Origin of the sequence: Algoriphagus taiwanensis, from assembly GCF_036245645.1 — a bacterium.
Taxonomy (GTDB): Bacteria; Bacteroidota; Bacteroidia; order Cytophagales; family Cyclobacteriaceae; genus Algoriphagus; species Algoriphagus taiwanensis.
This window is the reverse complement of the sequence record NZ_BTPE01000002.1, coordinates 25573-50165: the sequence shown is the minus strand read 5'-3', so window position 1 is coordinate 50165 and position 24593 is coordinate 25573. Positions and strand designations below refer to the sequence as shown.

The following is a 24593-nucleotide window of genomic DNA, read 5'->3' as shown; positions in this document are numbered from 1 at the left end:
TTCCAAATTTTACAACTTTGAACATCGAACTTTGAACCGTTTATTTCGAAATCACTCCTTTTTTCTCCTACTTGATTGTATGACCAACCACTCAGACCAAACCTTTCAAAACCTCTCCGCTTCTGATTTTCAGATTGGAGAATACGATTCTTGCAGCTTTATCGGCTGCAACTTTTCCAATCTTAACTTCCATGGGTCAAGCTTTGAAAACTGTACTTTTCAAGACTGCGACCTGAGCAATGCCAAAGTGTATAAAGTGACTTTTCAGCAGGTGAAGTTTCTCCGATGCAAGATTTTGGGTGTGCATTTCAATACTGCCAATCCTTTTTTGTTAGAGTTTAAGTTTGACCACTGCCAGCTTGACTACTGCTACTTTTTCAATCTCCAACTCAAAAAGTCTCAATTCCTTCACTGCCGGATGCTAGAAGTAGACTTCTCTCAAGCGGATCTAAGCGGGGCTAGTTTTATGGGTTCGGACCTCAGCGGAACCGTCTTTGACCGCACCAATCTGGAAAAAGCCGACTTCCGGGAAGCGGTGAATTACCGACTTGACCCCGAGATCAACAAGGTCAAAGGAGCAAGATTTGACTTGGAGGGCTTGCCGGGGTTGTTGGGGAAGTGGGGGATTAGAGTGGGGTAGATGATTTGGAAGAAAAAAAAATTTCAATTTTTTAAATTTCTTAAAATATTTTTTGGGTTTACAAAATTTTAAATAGATATTATAACAGTGTTTTACTGAGAACAGCAGTAAAAGGAATTTTCTAGTCTTAATTTTTCAACAGAACCAATTTAATTATTCCAAAATGTTCGCAGACCTTCATTGCCATCCCTCTAATCGAATTTTTAATTCACTAAGGCAATCAAAAAACGATCCATTTAAAGATTTTAACGAGGATAATGTAGTTTTAGAGAACCTCTTAATCGAACAAACTCTTTGGCACCAAACCCCAGAAGACACCAAGAAGAAAAAAAAACAGCTTGAAAAAGGGTTTACTGGTGACATGGCCAATTTCCCCCAATGTGATATAAAGAGCTTAACCGATTCAAATACTAGAATAGTTTTTGCTGCTATATACCCTTTAGAAAAAGGATTTTTCTTGGGCAATAAGAAAAAAGGAATTTCAGCAAAATCTCTAACCTCCCTTATATCCAGACTTATCATTAAGTCTAAACAGATTTCTGGTAATTTTGAAAAGATCTTACTGATTATTATTCAAACAGTTCTTAGAAAAGCAGATCCTCTTGCAAATATTCTTATCAACAATAAAGGATTGGGACGAGATTGCCTTCAAAAATCATTGATGAGATTTTCTCGACCAAGAATAGACTACATTCAAAGCAATAAATATGATTATTTTAGAGAAGCTACTTTTGAATATAATCTATATAAATATGGAGACAATAAAATTCCACCAAAAGAAACCGAAGTGAATACTTATCAATTAATCAAAGATAATAATCACCTAAATGAGGTACTTAATTCAACAGACCACATTTCAATTATTCTAACACTAGAAGGTATAAATACATTATCACAAAAAAGTGAAAAAAATAAATTGGTATACGTAGGATGGGATGAATTAAAACGCCGTATTCATACCATAAAAAGTTGGAATGTTTTTTTTATAACATTTTGCCACCACTATAGCAATGAATTAGCTGGTCATGCGAGAAGCTTACCTCAGCTACTTCAAGAAATTTCAGACCAAGAACCATTAAAAAATAGAGGGATTGATGAAATCAGTGCCGATGGGATGAAAGCGATACGAGAATTAGTAAGTGTAGGAAAGGAGAATTCAAGAGATAATTCTCTTGGAAGAAGAATCCTAATTGATGTAAAACACATGGCACCAAAAGCCAGAAAAGAATATTATGATTTTATAAAATCATACAACGAAGAAAATCCTAATGACAAAATTCCGGTTATTGCAAGTCATATGGGATATGCAAATATAAAATCATTAGATGATCTTATAAAGTGTCAGGATGAGGAGAAGGATAATTCATTTAAAGATGGATTCCTCCAGTGGAGTATAAATTTATGTGATGAAGACATAAGAATAATTGTAGCTTCAGGAGGAATTATTGGATTGTGCTTTGACCAGAGAATAATTGGTGTTGACCTAGAAAAAGGTAATAGCCTAAAGAAGAAGGAAAAAGGCAATTTATTCAAAAAAGGGCAGGATACATCAGCAGAGTGGATTGAATTTTTCAGGAATAATATTCTAGGTTTTATTCAATCATGCTCTAAAAGTGATTTAAATAATGAATATAAAATTTGGAATTGTATAAGTTTAGGAACTGATTTTGATGGGTTCATAGATGTTGTAAATCCATTTGGGACAGCTGAAAGATTTGAATATTTTTTTTCAATGTTGCTTGAATCATTTAATAAAATATCCCAACAAGAAAAAGAGAAATATGGATTAAATGGAAATCCATATACTCCTGAAGAGGTAATCGAGAAAATTGCTTGGAAGAATGCATATGAGTTTACCCTTTCAAATTTCAAATAGTTAAATTTAATAAAAGGAAGTTTATTGGTAAATAATTTATAAAATCAAAAATATTTTTAACAATGGGTCGAAATATAGTTTTATGTCTTGATGGAACAGACAATAAAATCACAGTAAATGAAAATTCTAATGTGGTACACTTATTCAGATGTCTCCAAAAAAATTCAAACCAAATTGTATATTATACACCAGGCATAGGGACTTTAGTTCCAGATTGGAAAAAGGACAACAAACAAAAACTTCATAAATTAAAAGATCAGATCTTTGGCTTATCTTTGGAAAAAAATGTACATAGTGCATATCAATTTTTAATGGATAATTATTTACCAGGTGATCAAATTTACCTTTTCGGCTTCAGTAGAGGTGCGTATACTGCTAGAGTTATTTGCGGCTTTATCGAAATGTATGGGCTAGCTGAAAAAGGAAATCTCGATAAAGCCAAATATTTGTATCAGTTATACACATCAAAAAATTTTGATTTCAAGTTAAGTTCCAACGTGAAGAAATCAATAACCAGAACAATAGAACCTATTCGATTTGTAGGCATTTGGGACACTGTAAGCTCAATTGGAAATCCACTAAAGCCTGATTTCGGATATCCATTTACAAAAAATCTTAAGAATGTAAAAACAGTGCGCCATGCTGTATCCATAGATGAAAAAAGGAAATTATTCCTCCCTTATTTAGTTGAGCAGAATCATTCAGATCTATTGGAAGTATATTTTGCAGGCGTTCATTCTGATATAGGGGGTTCATACGAAAAAGAAGGCTTATCTAAAATAGCCCTGGAATGGATGCTTGGAGAAGCCTTAGAAAATGGGATTCTACTAAATTTTGACCACATTAAACATTATGTTTACGGAAGAGGTTCAAATTATCAAAAACCTGACAAATCATTAAAAATTCATGATTCAATGGATTTAAAATTTAGATTACTTCAATTCTTACCAAGAACTGAAATTGTTTTTGGTAAGAATGAATGTGGAGAAAAAACGTTTGAAAAAACAACACATTGGAAAATTAATCCTATGATAAGAAATATACCTGATAGCTCATACCTTCATGAATCAGTATTCTGGAAAATAAAGGAATGCAAAACAAACTATAACCCTATTAATTTGAAATTAAATCATCTAGATTTATATAAATTAGCATATACTAATAAAAGAATTACGGAATATAATAAATAAAGGATACATGAAATCACCACAAACTTAAGCTCCTTATGAATACTATAAATAGCAATAGTCAAACGGCATACGAAAAAAAGGATTATTTACAAATAACATTCTTCATTTCAATAATTCTTGGAGTGTTGGGGATTTTGGGTTATTCAATTTCATTTAAGGAGTCAAAACTTTTTTTTATTTGCTTAATGATTTCATTAGCAGCGTTTAGTATTAGCTTTTTCGTAGGAATATTATTTGGAATGCCAAAAAGAAAAGATAATGATTCAGATAATTACACACTTAACAACAGCTTGGTCGAGATTTCAGAATGGCTTACAAAGATAATTGTTGGTTTAAGCTTGGTGAATTTACAGAATATCCCTCCGTACCTAGTCAAAATTGGAAATTACATTGAAATAACAACCCAATTAAAAAACATAACCTCTTTAAAAATCATAAGCATTTCTTTAATTATATATTATTCCTTTTTAGGGCTTTACTTTGGCTACAACTATATGAGAATTTTCTTATCATTAAAATATAGAGATGTAGATAATGAAATGGTTAAAGAAATTGACAAATTAAAGCAAGAAATTGATGCAAAAAAAGAGGCTGTAGAAAAATTAGAAACAAAAACTAATCTTGTAGAAGCAGCACTTAAATCATCAGTGAAAAGTGAAAACGAAATTAATGAAATAAAAAATTTGAACACCGAGATAAGTCAAAAAATTGAACTATTAAAATTAAAAGCGTTCGAAAAAACAGATAAGGTAAATAATATTTATCCAGATGATACACAAAAGGGAAAATGGGGTGGATTGTCTCAAAATAATAATAAAATAATAAATGCTGAAATAAACGAACTATATGAAGGTTTATATCAAATCAAAATTAATGTCCAGTCTGTAGATTCCCAGTCGCCACTGGAAGATGGTAACATCGTTATATTTGCTCTTCACCCTACATTTCATCCTAAGGTTAGATTAGTAAAAGTAAAAAATGGTGTTGCAACCCTTGAATTAATTGCCTTCGGTTCATTTACTGTTGGGGCATATGCCGATTATGATGGGACTGAATTGGAAATTGACCTAGCAGAAGTACCTGGAGTAAGTCAATATTTCAAAACTCATTGACAATTATTTTTTTTCAAAGATAAGCAATCCAGAAGCGATGATGTGGGCTTCCTATCCCTCATTTTAATCGCAAAAACCAACTTTTATTGAGTAGTCTGATTATAAATCCAAATAAAAGTCCTAGATCATCGAAAATTTATTATTGGTAATTGCTCACCTCTTCATATACCCATCCCTCACCGCTTTAAACTCGGAGCCATCTTTCCAGTTAGGCCATTTGTCGGAGTTGGCCAGGCTTTTTCCGACATTGTAAAGCACCTGAACGTCGTCCACGGCACCATCCAGATTCCAGCGGCTAGTATCGTATTCGTCGGAGGGTTTGTGGTAATAGACCGCCACGTACTCGTCCTGAAGGGATTTTCCATATTCCTTTCCTTTTTCGAAATGATCAATACCTGTTCCAAAGTATAAGGCCGGAATCCCGATTTTGGCAAAATTGAAGTGGTCGGAACGGAAGTAGTAGCCCGCCACAGGATTGGGTTCGGGTGCACTGTAGCGACCCAATTTTTCCAGTTCCACATTCAGCAAATCTTCCATCTCCGATTGGCCCGAACCTATGATGGACACATCTTTCATTTTGCCGTATGGATTGATGCCATCCATATTGATATTGGCAACGGTCTTTTCCTTAGGATAAATCGGGTTTTCCGCATAGTAGGCTGAACCCCAAAGTCCCTGTTCCTCGGCCGTCACCGCCAAGAAAATCACAGATCGATCCGGAGTCTGATCAGTAGTGAATGCCTTGGCCAAAGCCAAAAGTGCTGCCGTTCCGGATGCATTATCTAAAGCGCCATTATAGATGCTGTCTCCAGTTTCGTCCGGTTTTCCTATCCCAAAGTGATCCCAATGGGCAGAGTAGATGATGTATTCCTCCGGCTTGGTTTTTCCGGTAAGCTTACCTACCACATTTTTGGAAACATTGTATTCGGCCTCCACCTGAATGGAAGTAGAAAGATTCACGCCCAGAGACATACCTTGGAAATCAGGCTTTCTGGCAGCTGCCAAAAGTTCTGAATCGTTCTTCCCGGCCAGTTCAAAGAGCTTTTTGGCTGAAGGCAAAGTCAACCAACCCTCAAAGCCCATTTTGTAGTTTTCTTTTCCTCGATCATCCAAATACAAAATCGGCTGATGATGCTTTCCCTGCACCACATTAAATCCATAGCCTGCTGGAATAGTATTGTGTACAATCAGACAACCCAAAGCGCCTTGCCGGGCCGCCTCCTCATACTTGTAGGTCCAGCGTCCATAATACGTCATGGTATTTCCCTTGAAAAAAGAGGCGTCTTCCGTTCCAAATCCCGGATCATTCACCAATACCACCACGATTTTGCCTTTGACATCCAGTCCTTCGTAATCATTCCAGCCATACTCCGGCGCCACAATCCCAAAGCCGGCAAATACCACCTCAGCATCTTGAATCTTCACCAGAGAATCTGTCTTTTGCGTCCAGATCACATAATCCTGAAAACCTGTAAGGGAAACACCAGAACTGGAATTTTTGAGCTCCATCATTTCCGCGGAATTGCTAACAATAGAAACCATGGGAACATCCTGATAATAAGAATCCACATTTCCGGGCTCCAGTCCCATTTTTTTGAATTCATCCTCCAGAAACTTCACCGTAATTTCCTCTCCTTCGGTAAAGGGCCTTCTTCCCTGAAATTCATCGGAAGCGAGTTTGATCAGATTGGGTTCCAAGTCTGAGACCTGAAACTGGTAGTGGGATTCTTCTTTGGAGCAACTGATCAGTCCAATTAGCGCAATGCATGTAATCAAAAGGCTTTTTTTCATTTTATTTCAGAGGTTTCTTCAATTTTTAAAGGAGAAAAGTCTTTAATTTTTCCTAAAGATTCCTGTACAAAAACAAGAAAGAAAGGATATTTTCCATAGCACAAGTTATTCAATATTTCATTTACTCGAATCGCTTTCTTTTGGAGACAAAATTGCCAAGCGGAGGAGATTTCTTAAATTCCCCCTATGGAGGAAGATATTCGATGGCATCAAAGGCTCAGTCATTTTTCTAAAGCTCTGGCACAACTAGAGCAGGCTGTAGCACTTTCGAAAAAGAGAGAATTGAGTTCCTTGGAAGAACAGGGATTGATCCAGGCTTTTGAATTCACCCACGAATTGGCATGGAATGTATTGAAGGATTTCTTTGTCCATCAAGGCAATTCCAGCATTACCGGTTCTAGGGACGCGACAAGGGTGGCATTCAGAAAAGGCCTTGTCCAAGATGGAGAAGGTTGGATGGAAATGATCAAAAGCAGAAACCAATCTTCCCATACCTACAATGAAGAAGTAGCCGGGCAAATTGCCAACCAAATCAAGTCTAATTACTTTGGGCTCTTGAAAGATTTGGAAGAAAAACTTTCCAAACTCAAAAAGAAGGATCATGGATAAGTTTGGTCTTTCCGCAAAGGTTATTCAGCAAATTCAGGGGATTTTTGAACTTCATCCCCATGTGGAAAAGGTGATCATCTACGGATCTAGGGCAAAAGGAAACTACAAGCCCAGCTCAGATATTGATTTGGTAATCCAAGGAGAAAAGGTCGACTTTACAGAATTACTCCGGATTGAGAATGAATTGGATGATTTGCTTCTTCCTTATCAGATTGACCTTTCTACTTTTCACTTTATTCAATCCAGCCAAGACCTTCTTGCTCATATCAATAGAATTGGAAAGACTTTCTTCAAGAAAAAAACTAATCCGGTCAACCCCTGAAATCAAAGCTCCCGGATTTGAATGTTTTTGAAAAGAACACCTTGCCCCTCACTTTGCAGGCCGATATAGCCTGACTTGAGCGGGGTGCCATCCACTTTAATCTCCGGGTCAAAACGATTAGCTACTCCCCCACCGATTTGGGGAAAGCTGTATGTCAAAACTGTATCTCCATTAACCAAGTGATGCACGATCGAATCTCCAAAGACGATCAATTCTGCCTTGACCCATTCATCCCATCGGAAAGTCGGCGAACTGGAATTGATGCAGTGGCGCTCATCGATTATTCCTTCAAAAACGATATCAGTTCCAGGGCTGCACATATTTCCGGTGGGTCTGGGTTCACCTTCCTTTTCCTCGGCAAGCATCTGATACTCCACCGAAATCGGCCAATCCTGCTCCTTCAAAATCGTCTCCGGAGCCTGAGAATGAAACATCACCCCTGAATTGCGAAAGGTGTAGCTTGGAGCAGATTCCAGAAACTGATCGGTAAACCGATACTCCCAAGCCAGATGAAAGCTGGAAAATGGCTTTTCGTAAAACAAGTGTCCAAAGCGATCTTCAAAATCCCCATATCCATCATAGTTTACTTCAATTGCCCCATCTTTTACCCGAAAGGTATTCGCATAATTGTCTCCCACTTCATGATGATGAATCTTTGGAGTCCAGCCGCTCAGGTCTTTTCCGTTGAAAAGAACCTGCCATTCTGATTCAGAAGATTCAGTGATGATTTCTTGTTTTTCGGCTTTTTGGCAAGAAATAAGACAGAGGAAGAAAAATAGAGAAAGGATTGATTTCATAGGCCTCGGTTGAAATAGTGGACTAGGGGGATTTATAACTTCGAAATTCGATATTCTTTATTCGATGTTCGATATTCAAAACTTCAAAATATCGAACACCGAACGCTAAATGGTGAATGTCGAAGTTGGGATCAATCAATGACTCCAATCATAACCGTCGATCTGCTCGAGACAGGCAACCAAAAGTGAAATCGAACCGGCAATATCTTTTTTATGCGCCATTTCAATGACTTGGTGCAAGTGACGGGTTGGGATGGAAATCGCTCCGGCAATCGCTCCCTGCTTGCCCATGCGCTGTACTCCGGCGGTATCAGTTCCTCCTGCGGTGAGGATTTCAGGCTGCCAGGAAATGGCTTCCTTATCAGCAGTTTGCTTCATGAATTCTACCATGCGGTAGTCGCAAATGGTCATGGCATCCATGATTTTGATGGCAGTTCCTTTTCCGAGTTCGGTGACTTTCTCATGTGCAGCCGCTCCCGGTACATCAAAAGCAATCGTCGTATCCAAGGCAATCCCAAAGTCCGGATTGATGCTGTGAGCGGCCACATTGGCTCCCCGAATTCCAACTTCCTCCTGCACAGTAAAAGTGGCATAGACATCATAGGCAGGATTTTCCAGCTTTTTCAAGGCTTCGATCAAAATAAATACTGCCACCCGGTTGTCGATGGACTTGCAGTTGACGCAGTCACCCATTTCGATCAGTTCCCGATCCCGGGTCACCGGATCTCCGATGGAAATGTATTTTTCCACTTCTTCCTTAGGCATTCCCAGATCGATAAAAAAGTCGATTGTTTTTGGAAGCTTATTTCGCTCCTCCTGACTCATCACATGGATAGGTTTGCTACCCATGACACCGATCAGGTCTTTTTTACCATGGACAATAACCCGCTGAGCAGTCAGGGTTTTTGGATCAAAGCCACCCAAAGTATGAAACCTCAAAAATCCCTGATCATCGATATGGGTGACAATAAAACCGATCTCATCCAAGTGCGCAGCCACCATCACCCGCTTTCCGTCCGGGTTTCTTTTGCCTCGCTTGATAGCCACCACATTGCCCAGATTGTCGGTACTGACTTCATCCGCATGAGGCTTAACCAAGTCAATCACAAGGTCTCTAACCCGTTTTTCAAATCCCGGAGCACCGGGAATCTCACAGAGTTGCTTAAGAAGGGGGACGTTTATTTCCATAAAGTATTAATGCGTTTTTTTCAATCCTGAAATTAAGTCAATTGCGTATAAAGCCATAGTACAAGCAGAGAAAAAGGGAAATCAGAAGTCTGTTTTGTATTTCACTGAATCTTAGCAAGTGGGCTTGATTTATTAAAATCAGATGAAGCAGGTTCAAATTACAATCCCGAAGGGATTTAATACCTTTGGGTTATTGGCTCCGGATGACAATCCGGAAAAATAAAGAAAAGGAATTTCACGATGCCACAACCCCGAATGGGGTTGAATTTTAATGAATTCCTAAGCTTAAAAAGTACCATCCTTGTTTCTTCGATGAAACCATTTTTTTAAATTAAAGGGTAAGGTTTTTTTTGAACAAAACATTTTTCAACCATGAGCACCTATACCTCAATTGTTTATCACATCATTTGGACTCCCTACAAAAGGAAGCCAATCATGACCAAAGCCAAGAGGAGAGATTTATTCAACTATATCTATGGCATCCTAAAAAACAAAAAATGCCATGTTTACCGGATTAATGGAGTAGAAGATCATCTGCATATCGCAACCTCAGTTCACCCATCAATATCTCTTGCTTCTCTTGTAAAGGATATCAAATTAGCCAGCGGACAAATGATCCAAACAACCAAACTTTTTGAAGGCTTTGATGGCTGGCAAAATGGGTATTCTGCCTTTACACACAATTATTCATCTTTGGATACTTTGGTTAATTACATCAAAAATCAGGAAGTGCATCATAAGAAAGTTAGTTTCATGGAAGAGTTCACTCAACTGCTTCAAGAGCATGGGATTGAATTTGATCCAAGGTTTTTAGAATAAATTCAACCCCTTCAGGGTTGAACTCCCTGAAAAAAGCTCTCATTTCAATCCCCCGGGTTGCACCCAGGGCCATTACCACTCCGCGGATTTAATCCTTTCGGGATTATAGTCCATCCAACAAAAAAGCCTCTGAATCCATAAATCCAGAGGCTTTTAAAATTTCAAATTTTTGATTTCAAATCAATACGCTCTTACCGCCTTACCCTCCATGTAATTGGCAAAGGCCCGATTCACTACACGCATCCCTCCGGTGGTCGGATAATCTCCTGTGAAATACCAGTCTCCCAAATGATTTGGAATGCATTTATGCAGATTGTCTACGGTCTGAAAGATCACTTTTACTTCAGCCTTGATCTCCGGGGTAGTTACAATTTCAGCTACTTTATCCGAGATTTCCTCGTCGGTAAAGTTGCTGTACACTCCCTTCACAAAGTTTTCGGGTGAATTGGGATTAGCCACACACTGTTCATACACTTCATCGAGCACATTCTCCATCTTCCTCTCCTTGATCAATGCAATGGCAGCACGGAAAGCGATAAACTCTTTCATTCGGGACATATCGATCCCGTAGCAATCCGGATAGCGAATCTGTGGGGCTGAAGACACGATCACAATTTTCTTGGGATTCAGCTTGTCCAAGGTGGTCAAAATGCTTTTCTCCAAAGTCGTCCCACGAACAATACTGTCATCGATCACCACCAAGGTATCGACTCCCGGGCGGATGACTTCATAGGTAGTATCATACACACTTGCCACCATGCTGTCCCGATCCTCATCATTGGTAATGAAAGTCCGGAGCTTGACATCCTTGCTGACCAACTTTTCCACCCGTGGCCTAAAGCTAAGCAACTCATCCAAGTCTCCCACATGAGGTTTTCCGTCTAGCAGAACTTCTTTTCTTTTGGTCACCAGATACTCATCCAAACCCTCGATCATGCCCAAAAAGGCGGTTTCGGCCGTATTTGGAATGTAAGAGAAGACGGTATTCTTCAGGTCAAAGTCGATCGCTTTCAGGATTTGAGGAATCAAAGCCTTACCCAAATTCTTTCTTTCCTGATAGATATTCGGGTCCGTTCCTCTGGAAAAATAGATCCGTTCAAAGGAACAGGATTTCTTTTCTCTGGCAGGCAAAATCTCTTCCTCAGCGAAAGAACCATCCTTGTTGATCACAATCGCATGACCGGGTTTGATTTCCTTGATGGCCTTGAAGTCGATATTAAAAGCAGATTTTATCGCCGGCTTTTCAGAGGCAATGACCACCACTTCATCATCCGCATAATAAAACGCAGGACGAATTCCTGAAGGATCTCTTACCACGAAAGAAGAACCATTTCCGATCATTCCTGCCATAGCGTAGCCTCCGTCAAAGTCCCTGCAGGATCTTCTCAGGATTCTTGCCACATCCAATTCATCTTCAATGATATGCGTAAGCTGCTCGTTGGTGTATTGATGCTTGTACTTGTCAAAAATCCGCTGATTCTCCTCATCCAAAAAGTGCCCGATCTTTTCCATCACGGTGACGGTATCGGTTTTTTCCTTGGGGTGCTGACCCAATTGAACCAGGCGGTTAAAAAGTTCTTCGTTGTTGGTCATGTTGAAATTACCCGCCATGACCAAGTTTCGGCTTCTCCAGTTATTCTGTTTGAGGAAAGGATGGCAGGTTTCAATGCTGTTTTCCCCGTGGGTTCCGTAGCGAAGGTGTCCCAGCCAAACTTCCCCTGAGAAGGCGATATTTTCCTTGAGCCATTCCCCGTCGCTAAGTGCATCGTGCCCCCCTATTTTCTTCGCCTTTTTGTACTTCTTTCCGATTTTGTCAAAAATATCATTGACTGCGGAGGGCTCAATGGAACGGTACCGGCTGATATATCGGGTACCAGGCTTGGTGTTGATTTTGATGTTGGCGACTCCTGCGCCATCCTGCCCCCTATTGATCTGCTTTTGCATCAGGACATACAGTCGGTTGGCTGCAAAAGACGCCGTCCCGTATTTGTCGATGTAATATTGGGTTGGCTTGCGAAGGCGGATCATGGCGATACCGCATTCATGTTTGATGGCGTCACTCATCTGGAAGGGGGAAAGTTATATTGGAGCTTCAAATTTAATGCTTTTTTAAAAGAATATTTGGAATAAAAGTTCCAAAACCTTCTCATAAAATAGAAAATTCGGAAGGGAAATGAAAGCTTATTCCTGATAAATCTCCCTGAAAATCAGAAGTTTTAGAATCGTAGCAAGGTGTAGCCCTGTGGCACATAGGTAGTAATGGCAGTCATAGCCGAATGAGAAATCCTGACTCCCGGCCATAGGTCTGAAGTTTTAAGATTTCTGGCCACCAAAGACTGCCCACAAACCATAATATCTGCTCCCGCTTCCTTGAGTGCTTCATACACAGGAAGATTGGGGTTGTCCACCTCATTTCGCTTGGAATAGTTTTCGTCATTGAGCAAAGTAAAAACGGCTCCACCATGAACTACCACCTTCACTTTGAGCCTTTCCTTTGGCACACCCGCAAGCCCATGCAAATTCATCATACGGGCAATATTGTCCACCCAGCGGGAAATTTGTTTGGGATCATCCGCGGCACCGGTGAGGTCTATAATCACTTTGTACTCCAGACTTGGGTCAGGTCGCTCTGAGGCATCCGGAATCTCATAAATCCCTCCGTATTCTTTGACAATGGGAAATTGAGGGGTTTGGGCAAAAGCAGTCGTAATCCCAAAAAGGAAAAACAAGATCAGTAAAGTGGAATGTGAACTTTTCATGGATTTGATTTTGAAGGAAAAGTAAAGATTTTTCAGCCCAAAAAAAGCCCATTCAAAGAAAAAACCCAGTCGAAATCGACTGGGTTTGAGTGCGCATGAGAAGATTCGAACTTCCACACCCGAACGGGCACCACCCCCTCAAAGTGGCGTGTCTACCAGTTTCACCACATGCGCGTTTTAGGGTCTGCAAAAGTAGAAAGCTCCCCCATTCCATGCAACAGCAATCTGAGCTTTTCTTGACTTTTTTTCGCTTTTAGCCAAAAACCTTCTTTTCGGCGGATTGAAGCGTGTTATAGAGCAAAGCAGCAATCGTCATCGGCCCAACACCACCCGGAACAGGAGTGATCGCAGACGCCAAAGGAGCGACTTCGTCAAACTTCACATCCCCAATCAAGCGGAACCCGGACTTCTTACTGGAATCTTCAATTCGGTGAATTCCTACATCAATGACCACGGCACCCGGCTTCACCATATCTGCAGTCACAAATTCCGGCTTTCCGATCGCCACGATCAAAATATCCGCAGTCTTGGTGATTTCAGCCAGATTCTTGGTTCGGCTGTGAGTCAAAGTCACCGTAGCATTTCCCGGATAGCCGTTTCTCGCCATCAAAATGCTCATCGGACTACCTACGATATGGCTACGACCGATCACCACACAGTTTTTTCCGGAGGTTTCAATGTTATATCGCTTCAAGAGCTCCACGATACCATAAGGAGTTGCAGCCACATAGGCGGGCCAGTTTAGTGTCATTCTACCCACATTGGCCGGAGTGAATCCGTCCACATCCTTTTCTGGTTTGATTTTGTTCGTGACTTTATCCACGGAAATATGCTTGGGCAAGGGAAGCTGCACGATCAATCCGTCGATGTCGGGATTGTTGTTGATATCCTCCACTACCTGAAGCAATTCTTCTTCGGACACAGTTTCCTCCAACCGAACTAGAGTAGATTTGAATCCCACTTCCTCACAGGCCTTTACTTTTGCTCCCACATAGGTTTGGCTCGCGCCATCGTTTCCTACTAGAACAGCAGCCAAGTGAGGAGTTTTTCCGCCTTCGGCTTTGATTTCTGAGACGCGGGTGGCGATTTCAGATTTTATTTCAGCTGATGTTTTCTTTCCATCAATGAGTACCATGATATATATGATTTATGATATACGATTTACGACCTTTTGGTAAAGCAATACACCTAATTAAACTTCACAGATTTAATACTTGAAACTAGAATTGCGACGAGTTCATCTGCTTCTTTTCGAAGGCGTTCAATCTCCTCAACTAAAGTCATGTCTTTCTGAACCTCCTGAATAAGTTCCAAGAAATATTGACTTTCATCTGCCTCCTCCTCAACAATTTTCAATTTGTTAACAAAATCTGCGGTAGATTTTGCTCGAGTTGCAGCACGATAGTTGGCTCCTACTGAACTTGAAGACCTAATTAACTGATTTACATATCCATTAAATTCTCGAGAATGCGGAAGTTTTGAGCATAAAAACCATACATCCAATGCAAACTTTTTGGTTCTTCTCTGCATCACAAACTTATCCATATTCCATAGAGTCTGTAGAACTATTATAAGTCGTAAATCTTAAATCAAAAATCAAAAATTAGCTTAATCCAACTTAAGAACCGCCATAAACGCCTCCTGAGGCACCTCGACGTTTCCGACTTGTCTCATTCGTTTTTTACCTTTTTTCTGCTTTTCGAGGAGCTTTCTCTTTCGGGAAATGTCACCACCGTAACACTTCGCTAATACGTTTTTACGAAGAGCTTTGATGGTCTCACGAGCAATGATTTTCTGACCGATAGCCGCCTGAATGGCGATTTCAAACATCTGTCTTGGAACCAATTCCCGAAGCTTTTCGCAGAGTCTTTTACCCCACTCGTAAGCCTTATCCCGGTGGACTACCGCCGAAAGGGCATCTACCGGTTCTCCGTTTAGCATGATATCCAGACGCACCATGTTCGATTGCTGGAAGCCTTTCAGTTCATAATCCAAAGAGGCATATCCTCTGGAGATGGTCTTCAGCTTGTCGAAGAAATCAAATACAATCTCCGCCAATGGCATGTCAAATTGCAATTCTACGCGATCTGCTGTCAGATAAACCTGATTTTTGATCTGTCCCCGCTTCTCCATACAGAGCTGGATTACTGGTCCAACGTATTCCGAAGCAGTAATGATGGACGCTTTTACAAAAGGCTCCTCGATATGATCCATTTTGGTTGGATCCGGCATATCGCTGGGTGCATTGATCAATTGGATGGAACCATTGGTCATGATGGCCCGGAACTGCACCGAAGGCACAGTCGTGATCACAGTCATATCAAACTCACGCTCCAATCGCTCCTGCACAATTTCCATGTGGAGCATGCCCAAGAATCCGCATCGGAAACCAAAGCCCAAGGCGGCAGAGGTTTCAGGTTCCCAAACCAAAGAGGCATCGTTCAATTGAAGCTTTTCCATAGAAGCTCTCAATTCCTCAAATTCGGTAGTGTCAACGGGATAAATCCCCGCAAAAACCATCGGCTTCACGTTTTCAAAACCTTTGATCGCTTCCTTGCATGGATTCTTGACGTGGGTAATCGTATCCCCGACTTTTACTTCTTTCGCCACTTTGATACCTGAAATCAGATAACCCACATTTCCTGCACTCATGGTCTGTTGAGGAATCTGATTGATTCCCAGAATACCGATTTCGTCCGCGTAATATTCTTTGCCGGTGTTGACAAATTTGATCTTGTCTCCTTTGTTGATGGTCCCGTTGAAGATTCGGAAGATTACCTCCACCCCTCGGAAGGAGTTGAACTGGGAATCAAAAATCATCGCCTGAAGGGGAGCTTCCGGATCTCCTTTTGGAGGGGGAATCCGCTCGACTACAGCATTCAAAATATCCTCAATTCCGATTCCTTCTTTGCCGGAGGCCAAAATGATATCCTCACGATCGCAACCGATCAGGTCAATCACCTCGTCGGCGCGTCCTTCAGGATCTGCTCCAGGAAGGTCGATTTTGTTCAATACAGGAATGATCTCCAGGTCATGACCCAAGGCCAAATAGAGATTGGAAATCGTCTGAGCCTCAATACCCTGAGAAGCATCCACAATCAACAGCGCACCCTCACAGGCCGCAATCGAACGGGAAACTTCGTAAGAAAAATCCACGTGACCGGGAGTATCTATCAAGTTGAAGGTATATTCCTCTCCTTTGTAAGTGTACTTCATCTGGATGGCGTGAGACTTGATCGTAATGCCTCGCTCCCGCTCCAGATCCATATCGTCCAACACTTGATTCTGCATTTCCCGCTCCGAAATGGTATTGGTAAACTGCAGCAATCGATCCGCCAATGTACTCTTCCCATGATCGATATGGGCGATGATACAGAAATTTCTAATGTTTTTCATAAGCTCTTCGTGGCGCAAAAGTAGGAAAAAAGAGGGTTTGATCGATACTCATTTTGAAATAGGCACTAATCGGATTTACACTTGCTGAAATAAGATGGAAATACGATTGAAATACCTTTTGCTTCGCAAAATGAAAAACGCCTGCGGCGATATAAGGGTGCCAATCAAATTCAAAATGAGGGTGGCAAAACTTATTTTACCTCGCACAGCGAGGTTTATTTCAATTGTATTTCCAGCGTATTTCAATTGTATTTCCAACCAATTTCCATCCTAATTCAACTCTTCCCTAAATTTGCTATCCCATTAACCCATTTCCCATGCAATCTGTTGCCGAAAAGAAAAAGTCCCAAAACATCGGAGAATACCTGATCTACATGTACCAAATGGAGGATTTGATCCGCTCCTTCCAGGGAAATATGGAAGAAATCCGGCAGTATGTGGTCGCTCATTATCCGGTTTCAGATGAGGAGAAGACCGAAATCACCGCTTGGTTTGAGGGGCTTTTGGGAAAAATGAAGAAAGAGAAAATCCTGGAAAAAGGGCACCTTCAGGAGCTCAACCTTCTCGTGAACCAACTCCTCCAACTCCACTACCGACTACTGAAAAGCGACAAATCTTACTTTGAAACCTATAACCAAGCCAAGCCGCACATTCTGGAATCCATCTTGGCTGCCAATGGCGAAAACCCGGGTAATGAAATCCAAATCTGCCTCAACGGAGTCTATGGACTTTTGCTTTGCAGGCTTTTGGGTAAAAAAGTAAGTGAAGAGCAACTCAAATCAGCCGAAGCCTTTGGAGAGGTTTTGAGCTTGCTCAATCTGGTCTATCAGCAAGATCGAATAGCTCAGAATTAAAAACTCATTCCGAATATCTCAAGGATTTTTGCGGTAAATCCAGAAAGGCTTACTTTTTTAATCCTATTTTTAGGTTTGATCAAAGGCCGATTTCAATGTCTTTTTACCAGCAACCTGTACAAGAAATTTTCTCCCAACTCGAGTCCCAATCGACTGGCTTGAGTTCACAGGATGCCCAAAAAAGACTAGAAAAATTTGGCCCGAACGCCCTGCAGGAAAAGAAGAAAAAACCGGCCTGGGTGCTTTTCTTAGGCCAATTCAAGGATTTTATGATCCTGATTTTGGCAGCGGCAGCCATCATCTCAGGGATTGTCGGTGACCTGACCGACACGATCATCATCCTGGTCATTATCGTGCTCAATGCCGTCTTGGGCTTTGTTCAGGAATACCGCGCCGAAAAGGCCATGGATTCCCTCAAAAAACTGACGGAAACTCAAACCAAGGTTTTCCGGGACGGGCAACTCGTCGCCATTCCTTCCCGTGATTTGGTGCCCGGAGATGTAGTAGCCTTGGAAGCGGGAAATATGGTTCCGGCTGACCTTCGTCTGATCGAAACTTTTTCCCTAAAAATCGATGAATCTTCCCTCACCGGAGAGTCGGTACCCATCGACAAGATCAGCGAAGTCATCACTTCCGAAAAGCTCAACCCCGGCGATCAACTCAACATGGCTTTCAAAGGCACCCTAGTTACCAATGGTCGAGGAACCGGCTTGGTTGTGGCTACAGGGATGCAAACCGAAATCGGGAAAATCGCCAGCCTTCTTCAGGAAAAAGCACCCATGACACCCCTTCAGCAGCGTATGCAGCGCTTTGGAAAGGTGATTTCTGTGATCATTTTGGGCATCTGTGCAGCCCTCTTTGCTGCGGGAATTGCCCGGGGAGAGGAAATTTTCCCGGTGCTTTTGTTGTCTGTAAGTTTGGCTGTAGCAGCGATTCCGGAGGCGCTACCGGCCCTGATTACCATCGCACTTTCATTAGGTGCAGGCCGATTGGCCAAAAAGAAAGCCTTGATCCGAAAGCTTCCTGCCGTGGAAAGTTTGGGTTCGGTCACCTACATCTGCACCGACAAAACCGGCACCCTTACCCAAAACAAAATGACGGTCACGGAAGCCGAGGCCTTCCACGAATCGCCCATTTCCTCAGAGTTTTCCAACCTCCAACTCGGGCTCGGACTTTGTCACGATGTCCATCTGGACAAAAAAGGCAGACCGGAAGGGGAATCCACCGAAGTGGCTTTAGTGGAGCGAATCCTGCAGGAACTAACTTTATCCCAATACCAAAATCTGACTCAAAGCTTCCCCCGAATCGGAGAAGTGCCATTTGACTCTTCCAGAAAGCGGATGAGTACTTTTCATCAGGTGGGCGAGCAAGTTTTGATGCTGTGCAAAGGGGCTCCGGAAGCGATTTCTTCGATTTTGAAGGAAAAAGAGCAAGCCCTCCAACTCCAGGAAAGTGCCGAAGAATGGGCAAAAAAGGGGGAACGGGTTTTGGCTTTCGCAGGAAAAATCCTAAACCAACTTCCCGAAGAAGAAGAATGGATCAATCTGGAATCCGAACTGGATTATTACGGAAAAGTGGGCATGATTGACCCTCCTCGCGAAGAAGTAAAAACGGCCATTTCTGAATGCAGAACCGCAGGAATTCATCCCGTCATGATCACAGGAGATCATCCGGCCACAGCGCGGGCAATTGCGGAAGCTGTTGGAATCTGGAAAAAAGGAGATGGAGTCCTCACCGGGGCAGAATTGGGAAATTTGTCGGACGAAGGGTTTGCCAATCAGGTGGAAAATGTCAGCGTGTACGCCCGGGTAGCTCCCGAGCAAAAGCTCCGGATCGTTCAGACTTTACAGAGAAAGGGGCATTTCGCTGCGATGACAGGGGATGGAGTGAATGATGCGCCTTCCCTCAAAGCCGCCAATATCGGAATAGCCATGGGAATTGCAGGGACAGACGTGAGCAAGGAAGCCGCTCACCTGATATTGCTGGATGACAACTTCTCCACCATCGTTCGGGCAGTCAAGGAAGGCCGAAGAATCTACGACAACATCGTCAAGTTCATCAAGTACATCATGACCTGCAACGGAGCGGAAATCTGGACCATCGGTCTCGCTCCATTTTTGGGTTTCCCCAATCCTCTTCTACCCATCCATATCCTCTGGATCAATCTGGTCACAGACGGATTGCCGGCTTTGGCTTTGGCGAGTGAACGGTCAGAAAAGGACATCATGAAGCAGCCTCCCCGACCTCCCAAGCAGAGTCTCTTTGCCAATGGAGTTGGCTACCACATCATTTGGGTGGGGATGCTGATGGCTGGGGTGACGCTGTTTACCCAATACTGGGCAATACGTCAGGGTTGGCACTGGCAGACCATGGTATTTTCGGTCTTGGCCTTTTCCCAACTAGGGCATGTCATGGCTGTGAGAAGTGACCGAACCCTCCTTTTTCAACAGGGTTTTCTGAGTAATAAACCCTTGCTTCTCGCGGTAGGATCCACTTTTCTTTTGCAAATGGGGGTGATTTATCTTCCTTTTTTGAATCCGATCTTCCGAACTGAGCCTTTGGATTTACAGGAATTGCTATTCTCCTTCGGTATGGCCTTAATTGTCTTTCATGCGGTAGAATTGGAGAAAATTATCAGAAGATGGTTTGCTCACAGATTACACAGATAAGCACAGATATAAACGCATAGGAAAAACATCTGTGGGAATCTGTGACATCTGTGAGAAATTTTAAAATGCTCACAGATACCAAAGATGAACACAGATAAAAACTCTCAAATATTACATCCGCGGGAATCTGTGCCATCTGTAAGAAATTTTAAAATGCTCACAGATTACACAGATAAGCACAGATAAAAACGCATAGGAAAAACATCTGCGGGAATCTGTGCCATCTGTGAGAAATGAAAAAGCTCACAGATTACACAGATGATCACAGATTATTTTTCCAGAAAAATTTCTTAAATCGAGTCTACAATTATTAGATAGAAGTTATTCACTTTTCAATTTCTTTTTTATGGATTTAAATGATCTAACTTTCAAAATAAGAGGTGCTGCATTTACTATACACAATGAACTTGGCCCCGGATTGCTGGAAAGCGTTTATGAATCGACTTTAGCATACGAACTGATGAAAATGGGATTGAACGTAAGAACTCAGGTCCCACTTCCAGTTATCTATAAAGAAGTAAAGTTAGACCTGGGTTTCAGGATTGATTTATTGGTTGAGGACTCGATAATTGTAGAAATCAAATCTGTGGAACTTCTTCACGATGTTCACAAAAAACAACTGCTTACTTACCTCAGACTTTCTAAAAAGAAAATTGGGCTTCTAATTAATTTTAATTCCCTCAAATTGATTGAAAAAGAGACGATAATTCGAATAATTAATTGACTTTTTTACTCCGAGGTAACATAGATTAAATACTCTTCAAAAAATACATCTGTGGGAATCTGTGCCATCTGTGAGAAACTAATAACCTCAAAGATACCACGGATGAACACAGATTGGATAAGCCTCAAATTCATCTGCGGGAATCTGTGCCATCTGTGAGAAATGAAAAAAGCTCACAGATATCACGGATGAACACAGATTGGATAAGCCCCAAATTCATCTGTGGAAATCTGTGCCATTTGTGAGAATTAAAAAAAGCTCACAGATATCACGGATGATCACAGATAATTACCTCCTAAAAAAACATCTGTGGAAATCTGTGCCTTCTGTGAGAAATGAAAAAACTCACAGATATCAGGGATGAACACAGATAAAAATCCATAAGAAAAACATCTGTGGAAAACTGTGACATCTGTGAGAAATGAAAAAAGCTCACAGATATCACGGATGAACACAGATTAAAGACTCTTTAGAAAAACATCTGTGGGAATCTGTGCCATCTGTGAGCTAAAAAAAGGAAGCTCAAAGTTTTTTTAAAATATCTGTAGATTTCTATGGCATCTGTAGGAGACTCTTCCGATTTTAGCCGAAACTCGAAAAATGCCCGAAATCAATAAACCAGAAGAATCGCAAGAAAAACTACCCCGAAATCTGGGGCTTTGGGGGGTCTGGATGCTGGTGGTCAATGGCCTGATTGGGGCAGGGATTTTTGGTCTTCCCAGCGGAGCCTATGCCTTGGCAGGGGAATACAGTGTATTCGTTTACGTTTTCTGTGCCCTGCTCATGCTTCCGGTAATTCTTTCCTTTGCAGAAGTCGGGAGTTATTTTCGGGGTACAGGTGGCCCAATACGATACGGGAAAGAAGCTTTTGGCTCTTTTATCGGATTTCAGGGAGGTTGGCTGTACTATTTGGCCCGGTTGATTTCCTTTTCTGCGAATACAGTTTTGCTCACAGACAGCATCGCTTACTTTTTTCCCATTGCCGATTCCGGAACGGGCCGCTTGATTTCTTTGGCATTGACCTGCCTTTTCCTGGCAGGAATCAATATTCTGGGTTCCATGGAATCCATCCGATCCATGACCCTTTTCACCATTATCAAGTTTGGTGTACTGATCGGCTTGGTGATAGGAGGATTTTCCAGTTTGGGGTTAGAAGTCCTTCCCAATCTCGATGCTCCTATACCTTCCGGTTCGGATTTGGGAAAAGCCGCCTTGCTGCTGATTTATGCCTTTGTGGGATTTGAAGGGGCAATCGTTCCGGCAGGTGAAGCCAAACGCCCCGAACGGGATATGCCTTTGGGCCTTTTATTGGGGCTTGGGGTTGTGGCCCTGATTTACATTCTGGTGCAATTGGTGGCCCAGGCTGCCGTGCCCAACTTGGCCGAGTCCAATGCCCCCCTTCTCGATGCATCCTCACAGCTATTTGGACAAACAGGAGCTGTGCTGCTCATGGTCGGCGTAGCCACTTCCGTCTTGGCCAATTTGGTCAGTTCCATGTTCTCTGCCACCCGGGTGACTTATGCCCTGGCTTTGGAAAACTCCCTTCCCCGCTGGTTTGGGGAGGTTCATCCACGCTTTTTGACTCCGGCCAATTCTGTGATTTTCTTCGGGATCGCAGCATTTACCTTGAGTGCGATGGGTTCCTTCCGGTTTTTGGCGGCGATGACCGTACTTTCCCGGCTTTTCCTTTTTATCATGACCTGCGCGGCAGTTCCCAAACTCCGTCCAAGATTCCGCTCGGCAGGTAGGTTTATTCTCCGGGGTGGCTATCTGGTTCCGACTTTGGGGATTTTGGCCTGTCTATGGCTGATGCTGCAGGTGAGTTTTACCTCGGTTTGGCTGACTGCTATTTTGGTGGGAATTGGTACCGGGCTGTATTGGTTGGGAAAAAGAGCAGCTTGATTTCGGATTTCAAATTTCGGATTTCGGATTTGGGATCAAGACACGATACATTTTCAAATGGTATTGATTCATTTAGATCAAGAACCCAAACTTTTCCTAAATATCCCTATTCCATAAAAGCAAACTCTTGGATACGGCGGATGAAGTTCCCCTACCCCTCGTAATTCGAAAATCGTAAATCAAAAATTCAATCATCATCCTTCTTACCTCAGATTTCCTACTTTTACCTTATGCCCGCTCCCAAACTCGCCATACGAACTGTAATTTTTAGCCTTTTGGGCAATGTGGCTTTGGCCATCATTAAGTTTCTGGCCGGAGTATTCGGAAACTCTTATGCGCTAATTGCGGATGCCATTGAGTCCACGGTGGATGTCTTTTCCTCTCTTTTGGTTCTGTTTGGGATGAGCTACTCCCATCGCCCGGCGGATGAAAACCATCCCTATGGCCACGGAAAGGCCGAACCCCTGATCACCTTTTTGGTGGTGGCTTTTCTGATCTTTTCGGCCATCACCATCGCCCGACAGGCCATTTCCAATATCCAAACTCCCCATGAACTCCCCGAGAGTTGGACCTTGCTGGTCTTGGGAGCGATTATCGCCTGGAAGGAAATTTCCTATCAAATCGTCCTCAGGCGGAGCAAAAAACTCAACAGCTCAGCCCTGAAGGCAGAGGCCTGGCATCACCGTTCGGATGCGATTACTTCCGTGGCGGCTTTTATCGGGATTTCCATTGCCTTATTTGGAGGACCGGGCTTTGAGGTGGCGGATGACTATGCGGCCCTGATTGCCTGCGGGTTTATTTTGTACAACTGCTACGGGATTTTCCGTCCGGCTTTGGGAGAAGTGATGGATGAAAACAACCACGATGACCTGATCGGAGAAATTCGCCAAGTGGCCCTGACCGTCAAGGGGGTGAAAGACACGGAAAAGTGCTTCATCCGAAAAGCCGGGATGAAATACCATGTGGATTTGCATGCTGCGGTGGATGGGCAGCTGACCGTCCGGCAGGGGCATGATATCGCCCATCTGCTCAAGGACACCCTCCGTCGGGAAATCCCTCAACTCGGACATGTGCTGATTCATATCGAGCCGGCCTGATTTCATTGTTTTTTTCACTTTTGGAGAAAAAAGAAATCCCATCCCAAACAGACAATAGGCTCCTTTTGTTGGTTTCAAAGAAAATCAACCTGTACGTCTACCCCCCATGATCCAAACCGATAACTTTCAGAAAGTAGAAGTCACCTCTGCTGCCGAGCTGCGAAGCTGGCTGGAGCAAAATCATCGGCAGGAAGAATCGGTTTGGTTGGTCACTTACATGAAGGCAGTTCCGGAAAAGTACCTGTCCCGGGAGGAGGTTTTGGATGAATTGATCTGCTTTGGCTGGATCGATGGGATCCGGAGGAAACTGGATGAGCGCCAAACCATGCAGCTGATTTCCCCTCGCCGAGTGCAGCATTGGGCGAAAAGCTATAAAGACCGTGTAGCCAAACTGATCGCCGAGGGTCGAATGCATGAAGTAGGACTGAAATCCATCGAGCGCTCGAAGCAGGCGGGTTTGTGGGACTTTATGGAAGACGTGGACCGACTGGAAGTACCCAAAGACCTTCAGGAGGCTTTGGATAAGGTTCCCGGAGCCAGTGATTTTTTCCATGGCATCAATGACTCCAGCAAGCGCTTTGTCTTACGCTGGCTCAAACTCGCCAAAACAGACAAAACCCGAACTGCCAGAATCCAACAGCTAGCCGAGCTTTCCGGTCGTGGAGAGAAGCTGAAAGGGAGTTAATTTGCCAATCCAGTGGACATCAAGCCAATAGCTCAAAAAAAATTGAATTATTTTTTCAAAAGGCTTGCCATCAAATAGGTCTAGACCTTATATTGAAGAAGTTTTTAAGGGGAAAAGGCCGCCAGGATTTTTGGATTCCACGCTTTTCCGAAAAGCCTCAGGG

General features: G+C 42.5%; 21 protein-coding genes and 1 tRNA gene. 13 read left to right on the top strand and 9 right to left on the bottom strand.

Annotation, left to right across the window (positions count from 1 at the left end; translation table 11 throughout):
- The first annotated feature begins 79 nt into the window (after nucleotides 1–79).
- The 4 genes from AAA938_RS02375 to AAA938_RS02360 all read left to right on the top strand — a co-directional run bounded on the left by AAA938_RS02375 (nucleotide 80) and on the right by AAA938_RS02360 (nucleotide 4818).
- The gene (locus AAA938_RS02375; protein WP_338227016.1) at nucleotides 80–640 is read left to right on the top strand and encodes a pentapeptide repeat-containing protein; all 561 of its coding nucleotides are present in this window, start codon (nucleotides 80–82) and stop codon (nucleotides 638–640) included.
- Nucleotides 641–803: 163 nt separating this feature from the next.
- Entirely contained in the window at nucleotides 804–2516 is a 1713-nt protein-coding gene (locus tag AAA938_RS02370; RefSeq protein ID WP_338227015.1) for an amidohydrolase family protein, read from the top strand.
- Nucleotides 2517–2578: 62 nt separating this feature from the next.
- Complete coding sequence (locus tag AAA938_RS02365; protein WP_338227014.1) at nucleotides 2579–3706, top strand: DUF2235 domain-containing protein; 1128 nt, start codon at nucleotides 2579–2581, stop codon at nucleotides 3704–3706.
- 35 nt (nucleotides 3707–3741) lie between these two features.
- A complete protein-coding gene (locus AAA938_RS02360; RefSeq protein WP_338227013.1) occupies nucleotides 3742–4818 on the top strand; it encodes a pYEATS domain-containing protein in 1077 nt (358 codons plus the stop codon).
- A 153-nt stretch (nucleotides 4819–4971) separates the two neighbouring features.
- On the opposite strand, the gene AAA938_RS02355 is transcribed toward AAA938_RS02360, so the two are convergent.
- Nucleotides 4972–6609 (bottom strand): M28 family metallopeptidase, encoded by a 1638-nt coding sequence (locus tag AAA938_RS02355; RefSeq protein WP_338227012.1) that lies wholly within the window; start codon nucleotides 6607–6609, stop codon nucleotides 4972–4974.
- A 186-nt stretch (nucleotides 6610–6795) separates the two neighbouring features.
- Between AAA938_RS02355 and AAA938_RS02350 the strand changes: the two genes are divergently transcribed.
- Both AAA938_RS02350 and AAA938_RS02345 read left to right on the top strand, forming a co-directional pair.
- Complete coding sequence (locus AAA938_RS02350) at nucleotides 6796–7218, top strand: nucleotidyltransferase substrate binding protein (protein WP_338227011.1); 423 nt, start codon at nucleotides 6796–6798, stop codon at nucleotides 7216–7218.
- Nucleotides 7211–7540 carry a nucleotidyltransferase domain-containing protein gene (locus AAA938_RS02345; RefSeq protein ID WP_338227010.1) on the top strand — a complete coding sequence of 110 codons (330 nt, stop codon included), beginning with the start codon at nucleotides 7211–7213 and terminating at the stop codon, nucleotides 7538–7540. The genes AAA938_RS02350 and AAA938_RS02345 overlap by 8 nt, the downstream gene beginning before the upstream one ends.
- Before the next feature lie 2 nt (nucleotides 7541–7542).
- Here AAA938_RS02345 and AAA938_RS02340 read toward each other — a convergent pair whose 3' ends face one another.
- Nucleotides 7543–8337: a 3-keto-disaccharide hydrolase gene (locus AAA938_RS02340; protein WP_338227009.1), complete on the bottom strand. Its 795-nt coding sequence runs from the start codon at nucleotides 8335–8337 to the stop codon at nucleotides 7543–7545.
- A 135-nt stretch (nucleotides 8338–8472) separates the two neighbouring features.
- Entirely contained in the window at nucleotides 8473–9525 is a 1053-nt protein-coding gene (locus AAA938_RS02335) for a M42 family metallopeptidase (protein ID WP_338227008.1), read from the bottom strand.
- Between the two features lie 372 nt (nucleotides 9526–9897).
- On the opposite strand from AAA938_RS02335, the gene tnpA reads away from it, so the two are divergent.
- Nucleotides 9898–10344, top strand: a complete 447-nt coding sequence (gene tnpA, locus AAA938_RS02330; RefSeq protein ID WP_338227007.1) for an IS200/IS605 family transposase — start codon at nucleotides 9898–9900, stop codon at nucleotides 10342–10344.
- Nucleotides 10345–10524: 180 nt separating this feature from the next.
- On the opposite strand, the gene AAA938_RS02325 is transcribed toward tnpA, so the two are convergent.
- The 6 genes from AAA938_RS02325 to lepA all read right to left on the bottom strand — a co-directional run bounded on the left by AAA938_RS02325 (nucleotide 10525) and on the right by lepA (nucleotide 16499).
- Nucleotides 10525–12408 (bottom strand): amidophosphoribosyltransferase, encoded by a 1884-nt coding sequence (locus AAA938_RS02325; RefSeq protein ID WP_338227006.1) that lies wholly within the window; start codon nucleotides 12406–12408, stop codon nucleotides 10525–10527.
- A gap of 152 nt (nucleotides 12409–12560) precedes the next feature.
- Nucleotides 12561–13103, bottom strand: a complete 543-nt coding sequence (locus AAA938_RS02320) for a DsrE family protein (RefSeq protein WP_338227005.1) — start codon at nucleotides 13101–13103, stop codon at nucleotides 12561–12563.
- A 90-nt stretch (nucleotides 13104–13193) separates the two neighbouring features.
- A tRNA-Leu gene (locus AAA938_RS02315) sits at nucleotides 13194–13277 on the bottom strand.
- 79 nt (nucleotides 13278–13356) lie between these two features.
- Nucleotides 13357–14241 (bottom strand): bifunctional methylenetetrahydrofolate dehydrogenase/methenyltetrahydrofolate cyclohydrolase FolD, encoded by an 885-nt coding sequence (gene folD / locus AAA938_RS02310; RefSeq protein ID WP_338227414.1) that lies wholly within the window; start codon nucleotides 14239–14241, stop codon nucleotides 13357–13359.
- A gap of 50 nt (nucleotides 14242–14291) precedes the next feature.
- Nucleotides 14292–14648, bottom strand: a complete 357-nt coding sequence (locus AAA938_RS02305) for a four helix bundle protein (RefSeq protein ID WP_338227004.1) — start codon at nucleotides 14646–14648, stop codon at nucleotides 14292–14294.
- Nucleotides 14649–14711: 63 nt separating this feature from the next.
- Nucleotides 14712–16499: a translation elongation factor 4 gene (gene lepA, locus AAA938_RS02300; RefSeq protein WP_338227003.1), complete on the bottom strand. Its 1788-nt coding sequence runs from the start codon at nucleotides 16497–16499 to the stop codon at nucleotides 14712–14714.
- A 317-nt stretch (nucleotides 16500–16816) separates the two neighbouring features.
- Between lepA and AAA938_RS02295 the strand changes: the two genes are divergently transcribed.
- The 6 genes from AAA938_RS02295 to AAA938_RS02270 all read left to right on the top strand — a co-directional run bounded on the left by AAA938_RS02295 (nucleotide 16817) and on the right by AAA938_RS02270 (nucleotide 24430).
- Nucleotides 16817–17353, top strand: a complete 537-nt coding sequence (locus AAA938_RS02295) for a DUF4924 family protein (protein ID WP_338227002.1) — start codon at nucleotides 16817–16819, stop codon at nucleotides 17351–17353.
- A 95-nt stretch (nucleotides 17354–17448) separates the two neighbouring features.
- On the top strand, nucleotides 17449–20022 hold the full coding sequence (locus AAA938_RS02290; RefSeq protein WP_338227001.1) for a cation-translocating P-type ATPase: 2574 nt from the start codon (nucleotides 17449–17451) through the stop codon (nucleotides 20020–20022).
- 346 nt (nucleotides 20023–20368) lie between these two features.
- Nucleotides 20369–20746 carry a GxxExxY protein gene (locus tag AAA938_RS02285; protein WP_338227000.1) on the top strand — a complete coding sequence of 126 codons (378 nt, stop codon included), beginning with the start codon at nucleotides 20369–20371 and terminating at the stop codon, nucleotides 20744–20746.
- Between the two features lie 600 nt (nucleotides 20747–21346).
- The gene (locus tag AAA938_RS02280; RefSeq protein ID WP_338226999.1) at nucleotides 21347–22648 is read left to right on the top strand and encodes an APC family permease; all 1302 of its coding nucleotides are present in this window, start codon (nucleotides 21347–21349) and stop codon (nucleotides 22646–22648) included.
- Nucleotides 22649–22878: 230 nt separating this feature from the next.
- The gene (locus tag AAA938_RS02275; RefSeq protein ID WP_338226998.1) at nucleotides 22879–23745 is read left to right on the top strand and encodes a cation diffusion facilitator family transporter; all 867 of its coding nucleotides are present in this window, start codon (nucleotides 22879–22881) and stop codon (nucleotides 23743–23745) included.
- Nucleotides 23746–23851: 106 nt separating this feature from the next.
- The gene (locus AAA938_RS02270; protein ID WP_338226997.1) at nucleotides 23852–24430 is read left to right on the top strand and encodes a YdeI/OmpD-associated family protein; all 579 of its coding nucleotides are present in this window, start codon (nucleotides 23852–23854) and stop codon (nucleotides 24428–24430) included.
- The last annotated feature ends 163 nt before the right edge of the window (nucleotides 24431–24593 follow it).

Excerpts from the sequence above, each read along its gene's own strand:
- AAA938_RS02360 (WP_338227013.1), top strand. The coding sequence starts at position 3,742 with ATGAATACTATAAATAGCAATAGTCAAACGGCATACGAAAAAAAGGAT.
- AAA938_RS02275 (WP_338226998.1), top strand. The coding sequence starts at position 22,879 with ATGCCCGCTCCCAAACTCGCCATACGAACTGTAATTTTTAGCCTTTTG.
- AAA938_RS02305 (WP_338227004.1), bottom strand. The coding sequence starts at position 14,648 with ATGGATAAGTTTGTGATGCAGAGAAGAACCAAAAAGTTTGCATTGGAT.
- AAA938_RS02350 (WP_338227011.1), top strand. The coding sequence starts at position 6,796 with ATGGAGGAAGATATTCGATGGCATCAAAGGCTCAGTCATTTTTCTAAA.
- AAA938_RS02345 (WP_338227010.1), top strand. The coding sequence starts at position 7,211 with ATGGATAAGTTTGGTCTTTCCGCAAAGGTTATTCAGCAAATTCAGGGG.
- AAA938_RS02325 (WP_338227006.1), bottom strand. The coding sequence starts at position 12,408 with ATGAGTGACGCCATCAAACATGAATGCGGTATCGCCATGATCCGCCTT.
- AAA938_RS02365 (WP_338227014.1), top strand. The coding sequence starts at position 2,579 with ATGGGTCGAAATATAGTTTTATGTCTTGATGGAACAGACAATAAAATC.
- tnpA (WP_338227007.1), top strand. The coding sequence starts at position 9,898 with ATGAGCACCTATACCTCAATTGTTTATCACATCATTTGGACTCCCTAC.
- AAA938_RS02340 (WP_338227009.1), bottom strand. The coding sequence starts at position 8,337 with ATGAAATCAATCCTTTCTCTATTTTTCTTCCTCTGTCTTATTTCTTGC.
- AAA938_RS02280 (WP_338226999.1), top strand. The coding sequence starts at position 21,347 with ATGCCCGAAATCAATAAACCAGAAGAATCGCAAGAAAAACTACCCCGA.
- AAA938_RS02370 (WP_338227015.1), top strand. The coding sequence starts at position 804 with ATGTTCGCAGACCTTCATTGCCATCCCTCTAATCGAATTTTTAATTCA.
- AAA938_RS02285 (WP_338227000.1), top strand. The coding sequence starts at position 20,369 with ATGGATTTAAATGATCTAACTTTCAAAATAAGAGGTGCTGCATTTACT.
- AAA938_RS02355 (WP_338227012.1), bottom strand. The coding sequence starts at position 6,609 with ATGAAAAAAAGCCTTTTGATTACATGCATTGCGCTAATTGGACTGATC.
- AAA938_RS02290 (WP_338227001.1), top strand. The coding sequence starts at position 17,449 with ATGTCTTTTTACCAGCAACCTGTACAAGAAATTTTCTCCCAACTCGAG.
- AAA938_RS02270 (WP_338226997.1), top strand. The coding sequence starts at position 23,852 with ATGATCCAAACCGATAACTTTCAGAAAGTAGAAGTCACCTCTGCTGCC.
- AAA938_RS02295 (WP_338227002.1), top strand. The coding sequence starts at position 16,817 with ATGCAATCTGTTGCCGAAAAGAAAAAGTCCCAAAACATCGGAGAATAC.
- AAA938_RS02335 (WP_338227008.1), bottom strand. The coding sequence starts at position 9,525 with ATGGAAATAAACGTCCCCCTTCTTAAGCAACTCTGTGAGATTCCCGGT.
- AAA938_RS02375 (WP_338227016.1), top strand. The coding sequence starts at position 80 with ATGACCAACCACTCAGACCAAACCTTTCAAAACCTCTCCGCTTCTGAT.
- lepA (WP_338227003.1), bottom strand. The coding sequence starts at position 16,499 with ATGAAAAACATTAGAAATTTCTGTATCATCGCCCATATCGATCATGGG.
- AAA938_RS02320 (WP_338227005.1), bottom strand. The coding sequence starts at position 13,103 with ATGAAAAGTTCACATTCCACTTTACTGATCTTGTTTTTCCTTTTTGGG.